19 protein-coding genes and 1 other annotated feature are annotated in these 20,088 nt (G+C 47.1%); of the genes, 11 read left to right on the top strand and 8 right to left on the bottom strand.

Annotated elements, in window-relative coordinates:
* The first annotated feature begins 70 nt into the window (after positions 1-70).
* The 7 genes from MKY66_RS18730 to MKY66_RS18700 all read left to right on the top strand — a co-directional run bounded on the left by MKY66_RS18730 (position 71) and on the right by MKY66_RS18700 (position 6,790).
* A complete protein-coding gene (locus tag MKY66_RS18730; protein WP_017687750.1) occupies positions 71-943 on the top strand; it encodes a 3-hydroxyacyl-CoA dehydrogenase NAD-binding domain-containing protein in 873 nt (290 codons plus the stop codon).
* Positions 940-2,145, top strand: coding sequence for an acetate kinase (locus tag MKY66_RS18725; RefSeq protein WP_076209944.1), 1,206 nt, complete (start codon positions 940-942; stop codon positions 2,143-2,145). Before MKY66_RS18730 ends, MKY66_RS18725 begins: the two co-directional genes overlap by 4 nt.
* 101 nt (positions 2,146-2,246) lie before the next feature.
* Positions 2,247-3,542, top strand: coding sequence for an asparagine--tRNA ligase (asnS, locus tag MKY66_RS18720; RefSeq protein ID WP_017687752.1), 1,296 nt, complete (start codon positions 2,247-2,249; stop codon positions 3,540-3,542).
* A gap of 20 nt (positions 3,543-3,562) precedes the next feature.
* Entirely contained in the window at positions 3,563-4,267 is a 705-nt protein-coding gene (locus MKY66_RS18715; RefSeq protein ID WP_083656982.1) for a DnaD domain-containing protein, read from the top strand.
* Positions 4,268-4,397: 130 nt separating this feature from the next.
* A complete protein-coding gene (locus MKY66_RS18710) occupies positions 4,398-5,015 on the top strand; it encodes an RNA polymerase sigma factor (protein WP_339805591.1) in 618 nt (205 codons plus the stop codon).
* On the top strand, positions 5,008-5,460 hold the full coding sequence (locus MKY66_RS18705; RefSeq protein ID WP_083656984.1) for a hypothetical protein: 453 nt from the start codon (positions 5,008-5,010) through the stop codon (positions 5,458-5,460). Before MKY66_RS18710 ends, MKY66_RS18705 begins: the two co-directional genes overlap by 8 nt.
* A 28-nt stretch (positions 5,461-5,488) precedes the next feature.
* Positions 5,489-6,790 (top strand): multi-tm2 domain protein, encoded by a 1,302-nt coding sequence (locus MKY66_RS18700; protein ID WP_083656985.1) that lies wholly within the window; start codon positions 5,489-5,491, stop codon positions 6,788-6,790.
* A 151-nt stretch (positions 6,791-6,941) separates the two neighbouring features.
* On the opposite strand, the gene MKY66_RS18695 is transcribed toward MKY66_RS18700, so the two are convergent.
* The 7 genes from MKY66_RS18695 to MKY66_RS18665 all read right to left on the bottom strand — a co-directional run bounded on the left by MKY66_RS18695 (position 6,942) and on the right by MKY66_RS18665 (position 14,369).
* Complete coding sequence (locus tag MKY66_RS18695; RefSeq protein ID WP_036607600.1) at positions 6,942-7,595, bottom strand: methylthioribulose 1-phosphate dehydratase; 654 nt, start codon at positions 7,593-7,595, stop codon at positions 6,942-6,944.
* A 3-nt stretch (positions 7,596-7,598) separates the two neighbouring features.
* Complete coding sequence (locus tag MKY66_RS18690; RefSeq protein ID WP_076209948.1) at positions 7,599-8,276, bottom strand: 2-hydroxy-3-keto-5-methylthiopentenyl-1-phosphate phosphatase; 678 nt, start codon at positions 8,274-8,276, stop codon at positions 7,599-7,601.
* A complete protein-coding gene (locus MKY66_RS18685) occupies positions 8,273-9,496 on the bottom strand; it encodes a 2,3-diketo-5-methylthiopentyl-1-phosphate enolase (RefSeq protein WP_076209949.1) in 1,224 nt (407 codons plus the stop codon). Before MKY66_RS18685 ends, MKY66_RS18690 begins: the two co-directional genes overlap by 4 nt.
* Entirely contained in the window at positions 9,493-10,353 is an 861-nt protein-coding gene (gene proC / locus MKY66_RS18680; protein WP_036607595.1) for a pyrroline-5-carboxylate reductase, read from the bottom strand. The genes MKY66_RS18685 and proC overlap by 4 nt, the downstream gene beginning before the upstream one ends.
* A 36-nt stretch (positions 10,354-10,389) precedes the next feature.
* Positions 10,390-11,637 carry a glutamate-5-semialdehyde dehydrogenase gene (locus MKY66_RS18675; protein ID WP_076209950.1) on the bottom strand — a complete coding sequence of 416 codons (1,248 nt, stop codon included), beginning with the start codon at positions 11,635-11,637 and terminating at the stop codon, positions 10,390-10,392.
* 58 nt (positions 11,638-11,695) lie between these two features.
* On the bottom strand, positions 11,696-12,799 hold the full coding sequence (proB, locus tag MKY66_RS18670) for a glutamate 5-kinase (protein ID WP_076209951.1): 1,104 nt from the start codon (positions 12,797-12,799) through the stop codon (positions 11,696-11,698).
* A gap of 82 nt (positions 12,800-12,881) precedes the next feature.
* Positions 12,882-13,096, bottom strand: a binding site (T-box leader).
* Positions 13,097-13,160: 64 nt separating this feature from the next.
* A complete protein-coding gene (locus tag MKY66_RS18665; protein ID WP_076209952.1) occupies positions 13,161-14,369 on the bottom strand; it encodes a pyridoxal phosphate-dependent aminotransferase in 1,209 nt (402 codons plus the stop codon).
* 261 nt (positions 14,370-14,630) lie between these two features.
* Here MKY66_RS18665 and MKY66_RS18660 point away from each other — a divergent pair, with 261 nt between their 5' ends.
* The 4 genes from MKY66_RS18660 (at position 14,631) to MKY66_RS18645 (ending at position 18,622) form a co-directional block, all read left to right on the top strand.
* A complete protein-coding gene (locus MKY66_RS18660) occupies positions 14,631-15,626 on the top strand; it encodes an ABC transporter substrate-binding protein (RefSeq protein WP_076209953.1) in 996 nt (331 codons plus the stop codon).
* 202 nt (positions 15,627-15,828) lie between these two features.
* Entirely contained in the window at positions 15,829-17,451 is a 1,623-nt protein-coding gene (locus tag MKY66_RS18655; protein WP_076209954.1) for an AraC family transcriptional regulator, read from the top strand.
* A 73-nt stretch (positions 17,452-17,524) separates the two neighbouring features.
* Positions 17,525-18,346, top strand: coding sequence for a carbon-nitrogen family hydrolase (locus MKY66_RS18650; protein ID WP_076209955.1), 822 nt, complete (start codon positions 17,525-17,527; stop codon positions 18,344-18,346).
* 90 nt (positions 18,347-18,436) lie between these two features.
* A complete protein-coding gene (locus tag MKY66_RS18645; RefSeq protein ID WP_017687767.1) occupies positions 18,437-18,622 on the top strand; it encodes a hypothetical protein in 186 nt (61 codons plus the stop codon).
* Between the two features lie 234 nt (positions 18,623-18,856).
* Here MKY66_RS18645 and MKY66_RS18640 read toward each other — a convergent pair whose 3' ends face one another.
* Positions 18,857-19,777: a LysR family transcriptional regulator gene (locus MKY66_RS18640; RefSeq protein WP_076210328.1), complete on the bottom strand. Its 921-nt coding sequence runs from the start codon at positions 19,775-19,777 to the stop codon at positions 18,857-18,859.
* Positions 19,778-20,088: the final 311 nt, after the last annotated feature.

The raw sequence follows: 20,088 nt of genomic DNA, 5'->3' as shown, positions 1-20,088 counted from the left end.
TCGAAATTTGTAATTTTCGGCGAACAGGGTACAATAGAGAAATAGAGAACCGAAAGGATGGAGCAGAACCATGTTTTTCAAAAAAATAGGAGTTGTCGGCGGCGGTACGATGGGGCAAGGTATTTCCCAGATGCTCGCAGCCAAAGGACTTGATGTGCTTCTCGTGGAGCATACAACACAAAAGCTGGATCATGCATATGACATGATCGAAACCAATCTGGATAAACAACTTGAGAAATGGGCGATTACAAAAGCGGAGAAGAAATTGATTCTTTCCCGTATTACCAAGGTAGCTCATTTAGCTGAACTTGGAACTTGCGACATGGTCATTGAGACAATTTCAGAGGATCTGGATGCGAAAAAAGCAGTATTCAGCCAACTGGACCAAGTTTGTCCAAGCAATGTCATTCTGGCAAGTAATACATCCACGCTGAGTTTGACCGAGCTTGCAAGCTCGACCAAATACCCAGAGCGTGTTATTGGTATGCACTTTATTCACCCGGTATCCCGGGTTGATCTTGTAGAGATTATTCGTGGACTGAAAACTTCGGATACAACATTCGAAGAGACCAGACGTTTTGTTGAAGAAGTAGCGGACAAAAAAGGAGTCATGATTTATGAATCCCCTGGATTCGTAACTTCTCGCTTGATCTGCCTGCTGATTAACGAAGCGTTGCATGTATTGCAAGAAGGTGTTGCATCTGCTGAAGATATCGATGATGCAATGCGTATCGGATACAACTTCCAACATGGACCACTCGAAATGGCTGACCGTTTCGGATTGGATTCTGTTGAAGCTGCACTCGAAAGAATGTTCCGTGAATTCGGAGAATTGAAATATCGTCCTTCTACAGTCCTGAAGAAAATGGTGCGTGCAGGACACCTGGGTGCCAAAACAGGCGAAGGATTCTTCAAGTACGACAAGGATGGTGACCGACTGTGAAAGTACTCGTAATTAATGCGGGGAGTTCCTCGCTCAAATATCAACTGTATAATATGACTGACGAATCTGTACTGGCTAAAGGTCTGGTAGAGCGGATCGGAATGGATTCCTCCATTCTGACACACAAACCGACAGGCCGTGAGGATGTTACAGAAGTTAGTGAAATCTTGGAACACACAACAGCGATCCGTAAAGTCATTGATATTTTGACTCACAAAGAAAATGGTGTACTGGATTCTGTAAGTGAAATTCAAGCTGTTGGACACCGTGTTGTTCACGGTGGTGAAGCATTTAAAGAATCTGCATTGGTAGATGATGCTGCCAAAGCTGAAATTCGTCGTTTGTTCGACTTGGCTCCACTTCATAACCCTGCAGCAATGATGGGTATTCGTGCGGCTGAAGCCAATATGCCTGGTGTTCCACAGGTAATGGTCTTTGATACAGCGTTCCATCAGACGATGCCGGAAAAAGCTTATCTGTATGCTATTCCGCGTGTGCTTTACAAAAAATATAAAGTACGTCGTTACGGCGCACATGGTACTTCCCATGATTTCGTAAGCAAGGCTGCTGCTGAGTATCTGGATCGTCCATTGGAAGATTTGAAAATCATCACTTGTCACGTGGGTAACGGTGGCAGTGTAACAGCAGTTAAAGGTGGCGTATCCGTGGATACTTCGATGGGTATGACTCCACTTGAGGGACTGATGATGGGAACACGTAGTGGTGACCTTGATCCAGCCATCGTACCTTATGTAATGAACAAGGAAGAACTGAGCGTAAGCGAAGTAAACTCCATGTTGAACAAACACAGTGGATTGCTTGCGATCTCCGGAATCAGCAGTGACATGCGTGAGATTACGGAAGGTATGGAGAATGGCGATGCCAACTCCACGCTTGCTTTTGAAATGTACGAATACCGTCTGCGTAAATACATCGGCTCATATGCAGCTGCAATGAACGGTGTAGACGTGATCGTCTTTACGGCTGGTGTAGGTGAGAACTCCGTTGTACTTCGCCAAAAAGTATGTGAGCAGCTCACTTATCTGGGTGTTGAACTGGATGAAGCGCTGAATGCCATTCGTTCCGGCGAACCGCGCCGGATCACAACAGCGAATTCCAAAGTGGAAGTTCTCGTTGTGCCAACAAACGAAGAATTGGTCATTGCACGTGATACACACCGAATCGTATTGAATTCTCAGTAATCTAACTGTAAAGTAAATATAGAATGACAAGGAAGTGCAGAGGACAGGCATAAGCCTGCCCGCTGCATTTTCAAATTCAGGAATCAAGGGGAGATATGGGCATGAATACGAATTGTGTAATTCGTAATGTGAACGAGCATGTGGGTGAAACCGTAACAATCGGTGCCTGGATTAACAACAAACGTTCCAGCGGTAAAATTCAGTTTTTGCAGCTGCGTGATGGAACCGGATATATCCAAGGGGTTGTTGTAAAAAGTGAAGTTAGTGAAGAGATCTGGAACAATGCAAAAAGCCTGACCCAAGAAAGCTCTTTGTATGTTACAGGTATTATTCGTGAAGAACCTCGCAGTGCGTCCGGTTACGAGATGACTGTTACAGGGGTTGAGATCATTCACCTGACTGAAAACTATCCAATTACGCCTAAAGAGCATGGTGTTGATTTCTTGATGGATCATCGTCATCTGTGGCTTCGTTCCACGAAGCAGCGTGCTGTTATGGTGATTCGTGCAGAGATTATTCGCGCTGTTCAGCAGTTCTTTGATGGTAACGGATTCACACAAGTTGATCCTCCGATTTTGACACCATCGTCTGCGGAAGGAACAACTAACCTGTTCCACATCAAATACTTTGATGAAGATGCTTATCTGACACAAAGTGGTCAATTGTATATGGAAGCTGCAGCCATGGCGCTGGGCAAGGTATATTCCTTCGGTCCAACATTCCGCGCAGAGAAGTCCAAAACACGTCGTCACTTGATTGAGTTCTGGATGATTGAGCCGGAAATGGCATTTGTAGATCACGAGGAAAGTCTGCGTGTACAAGAGAAATTTATCGCTCATGTCGTTCAATCCGTGGTGAAGAACTGCCGTGCAGAACTGGAATCTATCGGTCGTGACGTATCCAAACTCGAAGGCATCGTAGCGCCATTCCCGCGTATTACGTACGATGAAGCGATTGAATTCCTGCATGGACAAGGCTTTGATATTCCTTGGGGAGAAGACTTTGGTGCACCGCACGAAACAGCAATTGCTGAGAAGTACAACACACCGGTCTTTATCACACATTACCCTGCTGGAATCAAGGCATTTTATATGAAACCAGATCCGAATCGTCCTGAAGTTGTCCTCTGTGCGGATATGATTGCACCAGAAGGCTACGGAGAGATTATTGGCGGTTCGCAGCGTATCGATGATCCGGAATTGATGCAACAACGTTTTGAGGAGCACAATCTCTCGGATGAAGCTTACCAATGGTATCTGGATTTGCGTAAATACGGATCGGTTCCTCACTCCGGTTTCGGTCTGGGATTGGAGCGGACGGTAGCATGGATCTGTGGATTGGATCATGTACGTGAAACAATCGCATTCCCACGTATGCTCTATCGTCTGTACCCTTAATGCTTAACCGGGGAGCGTCTATGGAAGACACCACATCCAAAGCATGGTTGGATGGAGCAGCTTATGGCATGACTTCGGGTACAGCCCATCTGCCGTATGCCTTGTTACGTTATTATCACCAGCTTGGCCTATCAGATGCAGAAGTTCTTCTTCTGATTCAACTGCTAGGGTTCCGTCAGGCGGAGTTCAATGAGTTTCCGACGCTTGAAGAGCTTGCGGCGCGCATGGGACTTGCACCTGAAGGCATTGCCAGAATGTTGCAACGTCTGATGAGGGATAGGTATATTGCTATTGACGAGCACCGTGACGAAGAACGGGACATCCAGTACGAGCGATATGATTTACATGGATTATATGCCAAGCTTGCAGCATGTACTGCTGAAGAAGTAGCCGCATTCCGTGCGGAGCAGCAGCGCAGCAATACAGCACGTCAAGATTCGAACAGTGTTCAAAAAGAAGAGGAAGAACGGAACATGTTCTCCATTTTCGAAAAAGAATTCGGACGTCCGCTCTCGCCAATGGAGTGTGAGACGATATCCGGCTGGTTGGATCAGGACCGTTATCAAGAGGAATTGATTCTAATTGCTCTGAAGGAAGCGGTTTTTGCAGGCAAAGTACATTTCCGGTATATCGATCGAATCCTGCTTGAGTGGAGTCGCAATCGTGTCAAGACCGTTCAAGACGCGAAGGCGTACACACAGCGGTTTCGTAATGGTGGACGTTAATTCCAGCGTAGGCAGGGACAAGAAACAGGCCAGAAGTCATTCTGTGCCTGTTTTTTTTGGATTATAGATTGGATGAGTGATCAGCAACATCAACCTTTCAGGCAATGAATTCATTTTGTTTTACAAAAATTTGATAGATCACGCAGGGGTTAACACACAAGCTGTCGTCTATAGTATTGGAGAGGAGGGGAGAGTTATTGATGAAGCGCGCGTAATCGAACAAATCCGACAAGGAGATACATCTCAGATGCGTACTCTGATCGATAAGTATAGCCAACATGTATACCATGTGGCCTATTCCGTACTCAGGAACGATCAGGAAGCACAGGATGCAGCTCAGGAGGCGTTCATACAGATGTATAAGTCTCTCCCCGACTACCGTTCTGAAGGTTTCAAAACGTGGTTAACCCGAATTGCCTTTCACAAAGCGATTGATGCCAAACGCAAGCTGGGCAGACGAGCTGCTGAGGATCCGGGTGGAGAAGAAAAAATAATCAATATGCCCGGACGGGATGAAGACGTTCTTACCCGTCTCGTTCGTGAAGAACGTCAGGATAAACTTCGTGAACGAATTAATCAGTTGCCTGCTCAGCATCGTGACATTATCACTGCGTATTATCTAAGCGAAAAAAATTATGAGCAGATTGCCAGTGATGCACAGGTGGCTGTGAAGACTGTGGAATCCCGCTTGTATCGTGCCCGGCAGTGGATTCGAAAACATTGGAAGGAGGATGAATGGCGTGAGTAAACAGGAGAAGTATACCGCTGCGCAATGGACTGATTATATTGAAGGCCATATGAGTGAAACTCAAGCGAACCGAATGGAACAGCTTCTGCTGGAAGATCCGGATGCAATGGACATCTATTTGGAAGCGCTCGGTATCCATGGGGAATTGCCTCCGTTGCCTGACCCGGCAGGGTTTGCGGATTCAGTCATGCATCGGATTGAGGGCATTCAATCCTCTAAGTCTCAACGTAAATCCCGCGCTGGACGAAACCGGCGCTGGCTTGAACATAAAGTGTTTCATTATGCGGTAGCAGCCTGTCTGACATTGATCTTCCTCTCATCTGGACTTTTTGACAAGGTAGCCCCTTATCACAAGTTCCAGGATGGCGACCACAGAGGGTCTTTCACCGAGAAATGGACGGAGACAGCCACTTCATGGCTGGATAACTTCAAGCCTAAACCATAAATGGTTTCGCATTGCCTGAAAAGAAAGGATGACGACTGTGCACTCAGATCGTAACAAATTACTCGCATTTCTATTAAACCTGATACCCGGTCTTGGTTTCATGTATTGGGGACGGGCCGCAAGGGCTGTGATTTATCCATTGCTTTTCTTCGGAACAGCTGTTGGCTCATTCATGCTAGCAATGGTCACTAATGATCAAGATTTAATGATTATCGGTGCCCTCGGTGCTGCTTTTTTCTGGGGGATCAGTATGCTGGACATGATTATTGTTCTGCTCCGTGCGCCTTCTGCACGAGATGCTCATTATAGGGGATACGGTGCGCCTTATGGAGCTCCTCCACACCAAGGAGCACCCTACCAGGGAGCATACATGGGTCAGCAAGGGCCTATGGAGCAGATGAATGAAGATGAGCTACATCAACATCCAGGTGGTGAATATGGCCATCCTGAAGGGCCCTATGGTCAACCCATGTACCAAAAAGGCAGTGAGGGTGAACGATTCTTCACCATTTTGCTCTCATTTGTTCCGGGATTGGGCCATCTTCATCTGGGTTTGTTGCATCGTGGGTTGTCGTTCCTGATGGCGTTCTTTGGTTCATTTGCCATGATGGTTTTTGTGGCTTCGATCACCAATGAATCGGTGTTTCTAATGTTCTTACTCATTCTGCCAGTAATTTGGGTATACTGCATGTTTGATGCGGTGCAGCATGTCCACCGTAAGCAAGCTGGTGAGATACTGCAGGATCGGACATTATTCGAAGAATTGGAGATGGGCAGAGTAGCCGGACGACGTAGCAAAGTGCTTGCAACGCTGCTTTCCGCTTTTCCAGGTGCGGGTCATCTCTATCTGGGATTGCAAAAAAGAGGCATGCAATTAATGTTCCTGTTCCTTGCAAGCATCTATATTCTGGACCTGCTTCATTTATCGGTGTTCCTGTTCATGATTCCGTTGATCTGGTTCTACAGCTTCTTTGACGGGCTACAGTGTTCCAGTCGCTATGGACGCGAGCCTTTGGTTGATCAACCGATCTTCAAGGACTGGGCCCGTCATCAGCGTCTGATTGGATTCGGGATTGCCGCGCTGGGTCTATATTACCTGGCGATCCGTCTTGTCATTCCACAGCTGAATGAGCTCTTCCCTAATGCATTCATGACGTATGAGATCCGTTCCTATCTGAACACCGTCATTGTATCTTTGCTGCTCATTTTTGGCGGCTTGAAGCTGCTGTTTGGCAAGAAGAGGGGGACGGGGATCCATAGTGCTGCTCATCGAAATGATGAGGGAGCAGACAGTCTCTTTTTATTCAAGGATCGGGATGATCGACTGTAGAGTGACCTAAAGATTATTTACACTGACACTACGATGACAGAGCAACCTTCTAATCGCTGTTATCCCTTAACATAAAAACACGCCAAGGGCTATGTATATCAGCCTCTGGCGTGTTTTTTGTTATCCAGCTTTGATTTCGAATAAATGATTGCTATTTCGTAGCGCCCTTCAGCAGAAGTTGACGGTACATCACTTCGAACAGGAACTCGAACGCTTCCAGATGACGTTTCGCTTCAAAAGCATCTTTACCCCACGCATATATGCCGTGGTTCCGAAGTAAGATCCCTGGTACGTTGGCATCAAGTACACCTGGCACCAATTCAGCGATAGATGGAATATCTGCAAAGTTAGGCAGGACGGGTACACGAATCTCCGCATTTTCTTCCCAGATGTTGAAAGCCTTGATCAATTCAATTCCTTGAATCGGTACGTGTCCATCTGCTCCAAAGAATTCGCTAATCAGGTTGTTAAACACGGTATGCACGTGGAATACAGCACCACAACCGGTCAAACGATAGATTTCACAGTGAATCAACGTTTCGGCACTTGGTTTCAACGTTGTTGTCTCAATCGCTTTGCCGTGTTTGTCCACAAAAAGGAAGTCTTCCGGTGTGCGAAGAGATTTGTCTTTGCCTGAGGCGGTAACCGCAAAATAAAATTGCTCCGGATCAAAGTCTCCTACACGCATCGACAGATTGCCACTTGTTCCGGGGAACCAGTTACGACTGGCGAACAACGCTTTAATATCAGCCAGTTCTTCCAGGACCTGACGTTTGTGTTCCAATGTAATCTTTTCAAAGCCCATCGTTTACAGCACTCCTTGTGTTTGCTTCTGTTTCATATCTTCGATGATATCGTAAAAAGTAACGAATGGCACATGGTCCACACCAAGTTCAATACATTTGTCCGTTAAAATGGAGCGGGAGTAGACGAGATCGGCAATTTTGGCACCTTCAAAATCTGTCAGACTGTCTCCAATAAGAATTCGATTGTATTGTTCTTCCGGGAAGGTACGAATCACTGTTGTTTTGCACATGCCGCAGCCATTCTCACAAGGAGGCTGGCAGGGATTCGGCCATTCAATCTTAATGGTTTCACCCGAGAAGTCAGCTCCATTGCAATAGACATGATCCTGCGGGATATGAAATGGTGCGAGTAACGGTTCAATGAAAAAGTCCATACCCCCGCTGGTTACATTGAATTCGATCCCTTCGCTGCGAACGTAGTCAAGAAACTCGCTGAATCCTTCACGGATGTCCGCTTGTCCAAGCACAAATTCCACAATTTCATCTTTCTGCGGTGCAGGCAACAGAGCAAACATGGCTCCAACACCTTCACGAAGCGAGATTTTTTGCTCAATCGTATCTTTCATAATCGCTTCAATGCCCTCAGGTTTGAAATGTTTCATGATCGCTACGATGTTGTCCGAGAGCGTAATCGTACCGTCAAAGTCACAGAAAATGACTGTTTTCTTACCACTTCTCATCGTTCGCCACCCCACAGGTCCAATGCGCTTTTCAGCTCCGGATGCTCGGTTGCATATTGCGCAAGTGGAATGGAACGCTGAGCTGCCTCAATGGCTTGCAGGAATGCACGTCCGCCTGCCTCAGTGCCCATAGGATGTCCATGTATACCGCCACCAGCATTAACGATGACATCTGTACCAAAGTCGCGCAAAATGAGTGGTACAAGGCCTGGATGGATGCCGGCTGAAGGTACGGGCATACTGGTTCGTACAGGCAGATCAGCTGTCAGTAATTGCTCCGTGATCGCCATATTTTCTTCCTTCGGCATCGTAACCGAACCATAAGGAGAAGGGAAGAGCACCAGATCGGCACCCGCTAGACGCATCAACTGGCCTAGTACAACCGAAGCCGACATGCCGTAATGTGGTGAAGGATACAGTGCACCTGCAAGAGCAGGGTGCGCCATAATCGGCACATTAATATCTGGATCACTACTGAGTTCATGCAGGACATCATATCCGTAGGACAATACGTTGAATAGCAGTGCATTGGCTCCTGTACCAATAGCGCGTTCAGCTTGCTGTTTCAGACGAGATGTTGGTCCTGTAAGATTGGTTGCATACAGAAGTTTCTTGCCGGTCTCCTGACGTGCCTGTTCGGCAGCTTTCATGCAGACCTCGACTCTTTTTTCGATGGGTGTCAATTTATTCTCAAACAGGATCTCATCGTCCTTGATCAAATCAACGCCGCCAAGAGCCTGACGAATAAATTGTTCACGCAGTTCGTCTGCATTTAGCCCAATAACTGACTTAAAGATACTCATTAACAGTGGACGATCATGCACACCAAGCAGATCACGAACACCATTCAGTCCAAACTTGGGTCCAGGGAATGCACTGAGGAAGCCATCCGAGAAACCAAGCTTTGTTAGTTTGATCCGGCCATCCATTGAGATTTTGCCAAAGACCGTCACGAGCAAAGCAGGTATATCACGGCTGAAGTTAACATCAGGATATCCAATGGTAATATCAGCGTAACGCTCACCCACAGCCATTCCTTCAGCTTCATGGACTTCTACGCTGATGACTTCGCCCAGATGCTTCTGCATCGCTTCACGCTGGGCTTGTGGCAACTCCGTCCAGCTACCCACGGTCATGCCAATCGCGATGGACTGAGCTTTCTTGCGAAAGTCTGCATGATCATCATGCAGACGATATGTGGCTGTGCACATGTTATTCATTTTAGATCCCCTTCCAAAGCAGCTCCCATCTCCCGTGAGCGCTCTGCACAGCGGTTGACGGCTGCGATTACATTTTCAAAGAAATCTCCTTCGTCCAGCGTTTTCAGTGCTGCCTGGGTTGCCCCTCCCGGGGATGTCACATCACTACGAAGCTTCATTGGTTCCAAACCGGTTTGTTGTACCATACGTGACGCGCCAAGCACCGTCTGAACAGTGAGATCACGAGATTGCTGGCTGGATAAGCCACCACGAATACCTGCGGCAATCATGGCCTCCATTAAATAGTATACATAAGCAGGGCCGCTTCCGGAAATCCCTGTGAGCACTTCGAGTTTATCTTCAGGCACAATGGTCACGATTCCAACTGCTTCAAACATGGTCATGACCGTACTGCGCTGATCATCCGTAATCTCCGCAGAGAAGGCAAGACCGGTTGCCCCAAGTCCGATGGTACTGGATGTATTTGGCATGGTTCTGGCGATCGGCTGTTTACGACCGAGCAAGGACTGCATCGTGCGGATTGATAATCCGGCAATGACAGATACGATCAGTTGATCAGGTGATAACAGTGGACCCAGTTCGCGCAGTGCTGCGGCAGCATCTTTGGGTTTCATACAGAGTACAATGACCGGAGTGGAGGCAAGGTGATCCAAGGATTGCGAGGCCGTTCCGGTATGTACAGCATAACGGGTGCTGAGCTCCTCCTGACGTTTCTGGTTGCTGCGGTTCAGCATCGTAATATCCTGAGGACGAACGACCAGGCGGGAGATCAGTCCGCGCACGATGGCTTCAGCCATCGCGCCTGCTCCGTGGAAAGTAATCTTCTGTTGTAGTAACGTCTGTTGCTCTTGACTCATATTTATCGTTCCTCCTATATAACTGGTGCTGAGATATTATTGACGAATCTGTCCATTGCCTGTAATCCGATATTTGGTTGACGTCAGTGCTGGCAGTCCCATCGGTCCACGTGCATGCAATTTCTGAGTACTGATCCCGATTTCGGCTCCATAGCCAAATTCAAATCCGTCAGTGAAACGTGTGGACGCATTGTGATAGACGGCTGCTGCATCCACATCATGCATAAAACGCTCTGCATGGGCTGTATCCCGGGTTACGATACACTCGGAATGTTTGGTTCCGTAATGTGCGATGTGCTGCATCGCTTCATCCAGATTCTTGACCACACGGATATTTAAAATATAGTCGTTGTACTCGGTCGCATAGTCTTCCTCGGTTGCCTCAAGAGCGGAAGGGACAAGACGGCGTACCGTGTCGCAACCTTTCAAAATCACATTCGCCTCACGGAATTGTTCGGCAAGAGCAGGCAGGTGCTCTTCCGCGTATGCGGCATGTAGGAGTAACGTTTCCATGGAGTTACATACAGAAGGACGTTGTGCCTTGGCATTGATGGCAATTTCGGCTGCCATGACCGGATCGGCTGTTTCATCCACATAGGTATGGCAGATGCCAGCCCCAGTTTCGATGACAGGTACGGTTGCATTGGCAACCACATTACGAATGAGCGAAGCCCCGCCTCGTGGAATAATAACGTCCAGTAATCCGTTCAGTTTGAGCATTTCATCCACGGAAGCACGATCTGCATCCTCAACCAGTTGCAGCGCATCAGCAGGCATGTCTGTGGTTGTGAGTGCCTGATGCAGTACCTCGACAATTTTGCGGTTGGAGGACAAGGCAGAGGAGCCGCCGCGCAGAAGCACCGCATTACCTGTTTTGAGACATAATCCGGCTGCGTCCACGGTTACATTAGGTCGAGCTTCGTAGATGATACCGATCAGACCAATCGGCACTCTAAGTTTTTCAACATGTAATCCGTTAGGACGGGTAAATGTCTCCAATACTTCACCGACTGGATCAGGGAGATCCGCAATCTGACGTAATCCTTCAGCAATGCCAACAATGCGCTCTTTATTGAGGGCGAGTCGATCCAGCATGGATTCCGGCGTACCTTGTTCTCTGCCGCGTTCCAGATCTTCGGCGTTTGCCGTAATGATGGAATCCGTTTCCTTAATCAAAGCATCTGCCATGACACGCAGGGCCGTATTTTTCTGTTCTGTATTCAATCGGTTCAGCTGTGGAACCGTTGCTTGGGCTTTGCTGGCTTTTTCTCTCACTTCACTCATCTTAATTCCTCCTCATATATATAAAGTTGAGTATTTCAACCACTATATAGCTTCAAGTTTATTTTAAGGTAATCCATTCGTCTCTATGAATAACTTCAAGTCTGTGGATGCTGGCAAGTCGTTTCATCACATCTCCACTGGGAAGTCCGGCAATGAGTCGAAGCTGGTCATCATCATAATTGACAATACCGCGACCGAGCAAGGTTTCATCCATTCCAATGACCTCTACGACGTCTCCGGCATGGAATGTTCCCAGTACTCGCTTGACCCCTACAGGCAGAAGACTATGGCCCCCATGGACAAGTGCTTCTTCAGCACCATCATCCACAACGACGGTTCCCAGCGGAGTAGACATGAAGCCGAGCCACTGCTTTTTACGAGATAGTGAAGCGAGTCGTGTCTCAAAGTAAGTTCCTTTGCCCGTGCCATCAACCGCCTTCTGCATATCTCCGGGTTCTTTCACACTTCCCACGAATACAGGTACGCCTCCACGTGTAGCAACCTTGGCTGCATCAACTTTGGATCGCATTCCGCCTGTACCAACCGTTGATCCTGAACCGCCGGCAAAAGCGTAGATCTCAGCCGTTATCTCGGGGATACGGTCGTAACGAACGGCAGAAGGATCTTTACGCGGATCTGCGGTGTACAGTCCGTTGGTATCGGTAAGAATGATCAGATGCTGTGCCTTCACCAGGTTCGCAACCAATGCGGACAACAGATCGTTATCACCAAACTTCAATTCATCCACCGAAACCGTATCATTCTCATTAAAAATCGGAATCACTCGCTGTTTGAGCAGCTCTTCTACGGTCATGCCTGCATTACCCATGCGTTTACGACTGTGAAAGTCTGTACGAGTTAACAGAATTTGCGCCGTAGTAACGCGGTGCGCTGCAAAAGCCTGTTGATATGCCTGCATCAGTAATGCCTGCCCAACGGCCGCTGCGGCTTGTTTCTCATGTAGCAGTTTGGGGCGCTGAGGATAACCGATCTCCCGGAATCCGGCCGCTACCGCTCCAGAGGTGACCAAAAGCACTTCATGGCCCTGATCAGCCAATGCTGCAATTTCTCCGGCAAAAAAAGTGATCGAACTGCGATCCAGACCGCCTTCTTCCGTTGTAAGCGAGCTGCTTCCAATCTTAACTACAATACGTGAAGTCATGGTTTCACTTCCTTAAACATGATTAATAAGTGCTTCTGGAGCAGGCTTTTGCGGGTACAAAAAAAACTCCCGCCCTTTAGTTAAAAAGGACGAAAGTTCGTTACTTCCGCGGTACCACCTTTATTGATGATTAGATCATCCGGCTTCATGCCCTGTAACAGAAGGCACTGTCCTGTACGTAACAGGCCGCTCAGGGGTAGGTTTCAGAGAAGAGTCGCGGTAAATTCTTTCAGCAGGGTGGAATTTACTCTCTGGGCGCGACTGATATTCTCTTACTGGTCCCGTCATCACGTTTCGTTCAATATTTCTTATAACATACCATGGAAAGTTGGCATATGCAAAGGGGTTATTGTCCTGTAAATTACTTGAATAAATTCAGCTTGCCAATCCGCTCCACAGCTTCGCGTAATCGGTTTTCATCACTTAGCAGTCCTGCGCGCACATAGCCTTCACCATGTGAACCAAAACCAATACCTGGGGCTACGGCCACCTTGGCTTCTCGCAGTAACAAGTCTGCAAATGAAGCGGAGGTATGACCGGCAGGTACAGGCAACCAGCTGAAGAATGAACCTGCGGGTTTCGTAGCTTGCCAGCCAATCGAGGAAAGAGCGTCATAAAACGTATTGCGACGCGATTCGTAACGTGAAACCAGCGAGGCAACACATTCCTGGGAGCCAGTAAGTGCTTCCGTTGCGGCAGCTTGAATCCCACCAAAAAGACTGACATAGATATGATCCTGAAGCAGATTGATTTTAGAGACAATCTCTGCGTTACCGAGTGCGAATCCAACACGCCATCCAGCCATATTGTATGTTTTGGATAACGTATAGAACTCAATACCGACTTCTTTGGCACCAGGGGCTTGCAGGAAACTGACTGGACGATGTCCGTCGAATCCAATTGCACCGTAAGCAAAGTCGCTGGCTACTACGATTTGATTTTGAATGGCGAATTCTACCGTATCTTCGTAGAACGAAAGGGGGGCCGTTGCTGACGTTGGGTTGTTGGGGTAGTTCAGGAACATCAGCTTGGCCTTTTCCCGATCTTCGGCTGTAACAGCTTCATAATCCGGCAGGAATGCGTTGGACTCGAGCAAAGGCATAAATGACATGTTTGCTTTGGCGAGCGCAACACCAGACCAGTAATCCGGGTAGCCGGGATCTGGAACGAGAACGGTGTCGCCGGGGTTAAGCAGTACCTGTGGTAACTGAACCAGACCTGTTTTGCCTCCGAACAGAATGGCTACTTCAGTCTCGGGGTCCAGATCAACGTTGTAATCTTCCTTATAACGTTTGGCGACAGCTTCCTTCAGGAAAGAGTGCCCTCTAAAAGGGGAGTATTTGTGGTAGAGGGGATTCTCAGCCGACTCTTGCAGTGTTTTCACAATATGAGGTGGTGTAGGTGTATCCGGGTTCCCCTGACCCAGATTGATCACGTCATGTCCACTTGCGATTTCACGATTTACATTTTGAACAAGGGTAGCAAAAAATTGCGTTGGCAGCTGTGTCATCACATCAGAAGTCGGTATCTTAAAAGCTGAACGAGCAGATGTATGGTCTGAATGGGTCATTAGATTCATCACTCCGGTTTATTAAAAATGGCAAATAGTTCTCATTAATTTATCACGCCAATCCCGAGCTGTATAGAGGGAAATGCACTTGAATATACAGTACATAGGAGCAAAGAGCGGAGTATTGTACAAAACTGAAAGTGCTCATTTAGTTTTGTCCATTGAGCTGAGAGAAACCATGTTTTATGATAATATCCGATAATGATAATCAATATCATTAATTTCTAGCACAACGCACATGATACAGGGGGAGAAATAGAAATGAAAAAGGGCATACGAAATACGGGAGTATTATTAACGATCACATGGTTATCCATCCTGCTACTGGCTTGTGGAAATCAGGCTGCAACACCTGCTGCTGGCGCAGATGATTCCAAAGCAGCCACAGAAACCACAGAGACCCAAACTGCAACGAAAGAGACGAACGAGGGCGAGACCCGGATATTCAAAGACTGGACTGGCCATGAAGTTGAGATTCCTGTAAATCCGAAGCGAGTTATCTATCATGGAGAAGTTACAGGGGATCTGCTCGCGCTTGGTGTAGTTCCTGTCGGCATACTTCGTCAAGAGGGAACCGTATTTGATGATCAGGTTGCTCAGTCAGAAGATGTAGGATTTCCGATCAGTGTGGAAAAGGCGTTAGACCTGAATCCCGATCTGATTATTTTCTCCAACAGTGACGAGGCTCAATATGATCAGATCGCAAAGGTTGCACCCACGGTTACATTTGATTCGTTTGGTTTAATAGAAGATCGCATGCGTATCCTTGGCGATTTGTTGAATAAGAAACAAGAGGCAGAGGATTGGATTACGGCTCATCAAAAAGCGACGGAAGAGATGTGGACGCAACTTCATGAGAACGGATTAAAAGAAGGGGAGACTGCTTCGGTATTCACCATGTATCCCGGGAATCGTCTGTTTGTCATGGCGGGTGCAGGATTGCCACAGTTGTTATACGGAAAAGACGGGCTGAAGCCAACCGCGGAAATCCAGAAAGTATTGGATGAAGACATGGGATTTGTAGAGATTTCAACTGAAAAATTATCTGAATTTGCCGGTGATCGGATATTTATTCTGGATCCTGTGACCGACGATGCGAAACAATCCACCAAGGAATTGCTGGATAGTACAATCTGGAAGAACCTGCCTGCGGTGAAAGAAGGAAAAGTATATCGTTTTAATATCGTAAAAGCTTCTAGTGATGCTCTTTCGAGGGAGTGGCTGTTACAAGAGCTGCCAAAACAGATGATCCAATAATGGTGACGAGCTAGTGAGGCAGCAGTAACACCTTTGAGTAATGCAGTTATAAAAAAAGTGAAAGGGGCCTTCAACATTTCGTTGAACGCTCTTTTTTGCTGATTAAACTCATATCTGGATTATTGACCATCGCTCGCTTATAATCAGACCATACAGAATGATTGATAATTATTCTCATTTCAGAAAAACGAGGTGAACCGACATGCAGGCTTTGGATGCCGATGGGGGAGCGTTGTTCTTTTCAGCATTCATGTTTCGCCTGGATCATCTGGTACGTCGAATTGAACTACCTGAACAGGTGATGCTGGAAGTTGCTTGCGAGAAACATGCGTTCCTGATCTGCGAAGAAGGGGATGGGCGTTTATATATTGGACATGAACAGTTTCCATTTACTACGGGATGTGTTTATCCGCTTTCTCCGGGAGAGGGGTACCAGATTGAACATCGTAATAACTCGGATTTGAAATATATTGTGATGGCTTTTGATGTTATTCATGTGCTGACGGGTGATCCCGAGCTCTTTACCCGTCCTGTATTTGAACACAGAAACCAATTGAATGGTTATCCCTATGCTCCGTTAAGTGGGCTGCTTGAGCAAATGTATGTCACTCGGAAGTATAAAACAGATGCCGAATACAGTCATTTGAATGCACAGTTCCAAAAATGGATGGAGATGATCATTACCCGGTACACTTCTCCAAAGACGGAACAGAGTATGGAAGCCAGACTACACAGTACGATTCAGTATGTGGACGACCATTATGGTGAAGAAATCACTGTACAGAAACTGGCACGTCTTGCGGAGATCAGACCAGTACAATATACGACCCTTTTCAGACAACTCACAGGTCACAAGCCGCTCGATTATGTGAATCATGTACGCATCAAACATGCCAAGGAATGGCTTCGTAAATCAGATGAACCACTTCGGGATATAGCAAGTCGCGTGGGCTTTAAGGATGAGTATTATTTCAGCAGGCGTTTTCGCCAAATGACCGGATTATCTCCTCGTCAATATGACAGATCAATTCAGCAGCAGACATTAGTACATGATTGGTTGGGTCATGATGTGAATATTCCAGTAAACCCGGAGCGAATTATGTATTACGGAGATTCGGCAGGGGATCTGCTGATGCTGGGCATTCAGATATTGGGAGATCAGACCTATGACGCGGTTGCTCCGGTTAATGTGGAAGCAGCTGTTATCATGAAGCCGGATTTGATTATTTTTGATAGCAGCAATGAACAGCAATATGAACAACTTTACCGGATTGCACCGACGCTTGCTTACAATTCACATGCCACCCTGGAAGAACGAATGCGCAGATTGGGCAATTGGTTTGGCAGACAACCTCAGGCTGAACAATGGTTAACCTCCTATGCGGAGCGTACTGAGCAGATGTGGGCGAAGATCCATACTGTGATTGAAGAGGGGGAAACGGCATCCGTATTTACATACCATCGGGGTGCAAGATTATTTGTTATGGGCAATATCGGTCTGGCGCCTATGTTATATCATCCAATGGGATTCAGGCCAGTGACCAAAGTGAAGGAAGCACTTGCGGCAGGCAGAGCCTATAAGGAAATTTCGGCTGAAGCGGTACGTCAGTACGCGGGAGATCATGTGTTTGTTATGCTGCCTGAGGAAGTTGTGGCAAGGCGGGCTACAGAGATGCTAATGGAAAGTCACAGCTGGAGGACCCTTCCTGCCGTGCAGAATGGGCGGGTGTACGCTGTGGATGAGTCGACCTGGAATGTGGGTGATGCGCTCACGAGCGATCGATTGCTGACCCTGCTGCCTGAGTTGTTGTGTGCAAGTTCATAACAAAAACAGGCTTGCGGTACTCAAGAGGATCAAGCTATGATAGCAGGTATTACGGTTCAGAGGAGTGCTTGTCATGACAGAAAAAAAACAGGGAGAAATGCGTGTAGCCCTGATTCAGGGCGATATTCAACTCGGAGACCCTGAGGCCAATCATAAACATATGCAGGCGTTGCTTGAGCGTGCGGTAGAACAGTATCCGGATCTGGGGCTGGCTGTGTTACCTGAGATGTGGAATACCGGATACGCTTTGACTCAAATTCATGAACTCGCTGACCCGGAAGGCCAGAAATCTCGGGAATGGCTGTCTGCTTTTGCTCAAAAACATCAAATTTCCATCGTTGGGGGTTCAATTGCCGAGAAACGGGATGGTCAAATATACAATACAATGTACGCGTATGATCATGAAGGAAAACAGGTCACTCGATACGATAAATTACATTTGTTTCGTCTGATGGACGAGGAGAAATATTTACAGCCTGGTGCGGAACCTGAAATTTTTGAACTGCAGAACGGTCTTACAGCGGGTGCTTCGATCTGTTATGACATCCGGTTTCCGGAACTTGCCCGCACCCTTGCTTTAAATGGTGCCAAGGCATTGATTGTTCCGGCTGAATGGCCGAACCCTCGTCTGCACCACTGGCGTACGTTGCTTACGGCACGAGCGATTGAGAATCAGATGTATGTGATTGCCTGTAACCGTGTGGGAAAAGGGGGAGAGACTGAATTTTTCGGACATTCCCTCATCATTGATCCTTGGGGTGAGATTGTGGCTGAAGGTGGCGAAGGGGAAGAGATCGTGACCGGAATTATTCGTCCATCTCTGGTAGATGAGGTTCGCGGCCGTATTCCCGTATTTGAGGACCGTCGACCTGGCGTTTATTTTGGCGAAAAATAAAAAAGCGGAATAAAATTTTCGCAGAAGTGTTTATTCTTCCATGACGCGGGTAATGATAACTATCCCGTCACCAAGGAGGATGATCAATCAATGGACAACCATGTGAAAGATACGCTCAGGAGACTGGAACAGGATAACACAAGGGAAGATCACTTAAGGGCATTCTTAGAGAATGGAGCAGGAGGGCTATCACCCCCTGATTCAACTGTTCAGGACGAAGGCCGTGTAATGAATCAGCAAAACAGGCTGACAAGCGATCGTAATTTGCGTAAATAAACCGCCAAACATGAAGTTTTCTTATGTACGTTTCTACGTTAACATTTTAAATAAGCATCGAAAACCAAACAACTTAACAAGCAACATTGTACTGTAACCAGTTACTGTGATTGCAATGTAAGAACTCTATCCTACGGATGCGGGAAACGAGATACGACAAAGGCTTGGCCCATAGGGGTCAAGCCTTTGTTTTGGTTCAGTACCATATGCCTCCATATCCATAGGAACAATTCATTAGTCTCCTTGAGACAGTTCGGCCACAGTCTGTTGAAACGTATGGATGAATGCCTCGGCTGCCTTCGACAGCACTCTGCCTTGACGATAAGCCACAACAAGTGTTCTGCTGGGTGTTGGCTCAGCGAGTGGGACGTATACAGGCACGAATTCACTGCGCGGGGCACGGGCGATAAAGCGTGGAACCAGGGTAATACCCATACCTGTGGCGACAAGCGACTGAACGGTTTCAATATTGGTGCTCTCAAACACAACTTGGGGATCAAAACCAGCCTGCTCACAGAGATCAAATGTAAGTTTGCGGAAGCCCTGTCCTTTTTTCAATACAACAAAGGGTTCATCCCGAAGCTCTTCAATTCGCACAGGAAGCGGATGTTCCGGATCTGCCCTGCGTGCCAAAGGGTGATTCGGGGGAACCGCCAGATCAATCTTTTCCTCTCCAATGGTAACATAGGCGAGACTTGGCTCTTGTAAAGGAAGAGATAACAGGCTGAGATCAGCTTTGCCGCTTGCTGTCAATTTCTCAAGCGTAAGCCCGGAGTCTTCCAATAAGGTAACCTCAATCTCGGGATAAGCTTGTTGAAACGCAGGAAGCACGTGTGGGAGCAGGTGTGAGCCTGTGATTGGCATGCTGCCTACAACGACTTTACCTTTGCGAAGCTGGGAGATATCGGACATTTCCTGACGCAATAGCTCCACAGCATCTACGATCTTCTGGGCTTGCTCGACAAACGTAACACCCGCATGGGTTAACTCCACGGTACTGGTATTACGCTGAAACAGCAGCACACCCAATTCTTTTTCCAATTTGGATAATTGCTGGCTTAATGAAGGCTGGGCAATATGCAGCTTCTCTGCTGCCCGGGAGAAATTTCGTTCGGCCGCAATTTGCAGCGTATATTGAAGTTGTCTGAATTCCATCGTCATTGGTCATTCCTTTCGTTATGCCACCATTATATCATTACAGATGAAGAAATCATTAATTTCGCTTAACCGCTTGCACTCCATCAGAAGAGTTGATATACTGATTTTGAAAACGCTTAATAAGAACCACTTACCCGGGTAAAACAAAATCAACGTTTTCATGTGTGCCAGTTTCAAGTGTTAGTACAGAACCATTTTAAATATTCATATTCTTTTTCGTTTATATAATTGAATAACAATTCATCCAACGATGGCATGTTACTGTTCGGCAGGCAAGACCTAGATTGGGTGGGAAGAGTTTCTTTTTT

The organism is Paenibacillus sp. FSL R5-0766, from assembly GCF_037971845.1.
Lineage (GTDB): Bacteria > Bacillota > Bacilli > Paenibacillales > Paenibacillaceae > Paenibacillus.
This window is presented reverse-complemented; position numbering and strand designations above follow the sequence as displayed.

Excerpts from the sequence above, each read along its gene's own strand:
- MKY66_RS18660 (WP_076209953.1), top strand. The coding sequence starts at position 14,631 with ATGAAAAAGGGCATACGAAATACGGGAGTATTATTAACGATCACATGG.
- MKY66_RS18685 (WP_076209949.1), bottom strand. The coding sequence starts at position 9,496 with ATGAATAACATGTGCACAGCCACATATCGTCTGCATGATGATCATGCA.
- MKY66_RS18675 (WP_076209950.1), bottom strand. The coding sequence starts at position 11,637 with ATGAGTGAAGTGAGAGAAAAAGCCAGCAAAGCCCAAGCAACGGTTCCA.
- MKY66_RS18695 (WP_036607600.1), bottom strand. The coding sequence starts at position 7,595 with ATGGGCTTTGAAAAGATTACATTGGAACACAAACGTCAGGTCCTGGAA.
- proB (WP_076209951.1), bottom strand. The coding sequence starts at position 12,799 with ATGACTTCACGTATTGTAGTTAAGATTGGAAGCAGCTCGCTTACAACG.
- MKY66_RS18645 (WP_017687767.1), top strand. The coding sequence starts at position 18,437 with ATGGACAACCATGTGAAAGATACGCTCAGGAGACTGGAACAGGATAAC.
- MKY66_RS18700 (WP_083656985.1), top strand. The coding sequence starts at position 5,489 with ATGACGACTGTGCACTCAGATCGTAACAAATTACTCGCATTTCTATTA.
- MKY66_RS18665 (WP_076209952.1), bottom strand. The coding sequence starts at position 14,369 with ATGACCCATTCAGACCATACATCTGCTCGTTCAGCTTTTAAGATACCG.
- MKY66_RS18650 (WP_076209955.1), top strand. The coding sequence starts at position 17,525 with ATGACAGAAAAAAAACAGGGAGAAATGCGTGTAGCCCTGATTCAGGGC.
- asnS (WP_017687752.1), top strand. The coding sequence starts at position 2,247 with ATGAATACGAATTGTGTAATTCGTAATGTGAACGAGCATGTGGGTGAA.
- MKY66_RS18655 (WP_076209954.1), top strand. The coding sequence starts at position 15,829 with ATGCAGGCTTTGGATGCCGATGGGGGAGCGTTGTTCTTTTCAGCATTC.
- MKY66_RS18640 (WP_076210328.1), bottom strand. The coding sequence starts at position 19,777 with ATGGAATTCAGACAACTTCAATATACGCTGCAAATTGCGGCCGAACGA.
- proC (WP_036607595.1), bottom strand. The coding sequence starts at position 10,353 with ATGAGTCAAGAGCAACAGACGTTACTACAACAGAAGATTACTTTCCAC.
- MKY66_RS18730 (WP_017687750.1), top strand. The coding sequence starts at position 71 with ATGTTTTTCAAAAAAATAGGAGTTGTCGGCGGCGGTACGATGGGGCAA.
- MKY66_RS18690 (WP_076209948.1), bottom strand. The coding sequence starts at position 8,276 with ATGAGAAGTGGTAAGAAAACAGTCATTTTCTGTGACTTTGACGGTACG.
- MKY66_RS18715 (WP_083656982.1), top strand. The coding sequence starts at position 3,563 with ATGGAAGACACCACATCCAAAGCATGGTTGGATGGAGCAGCTTATGGC.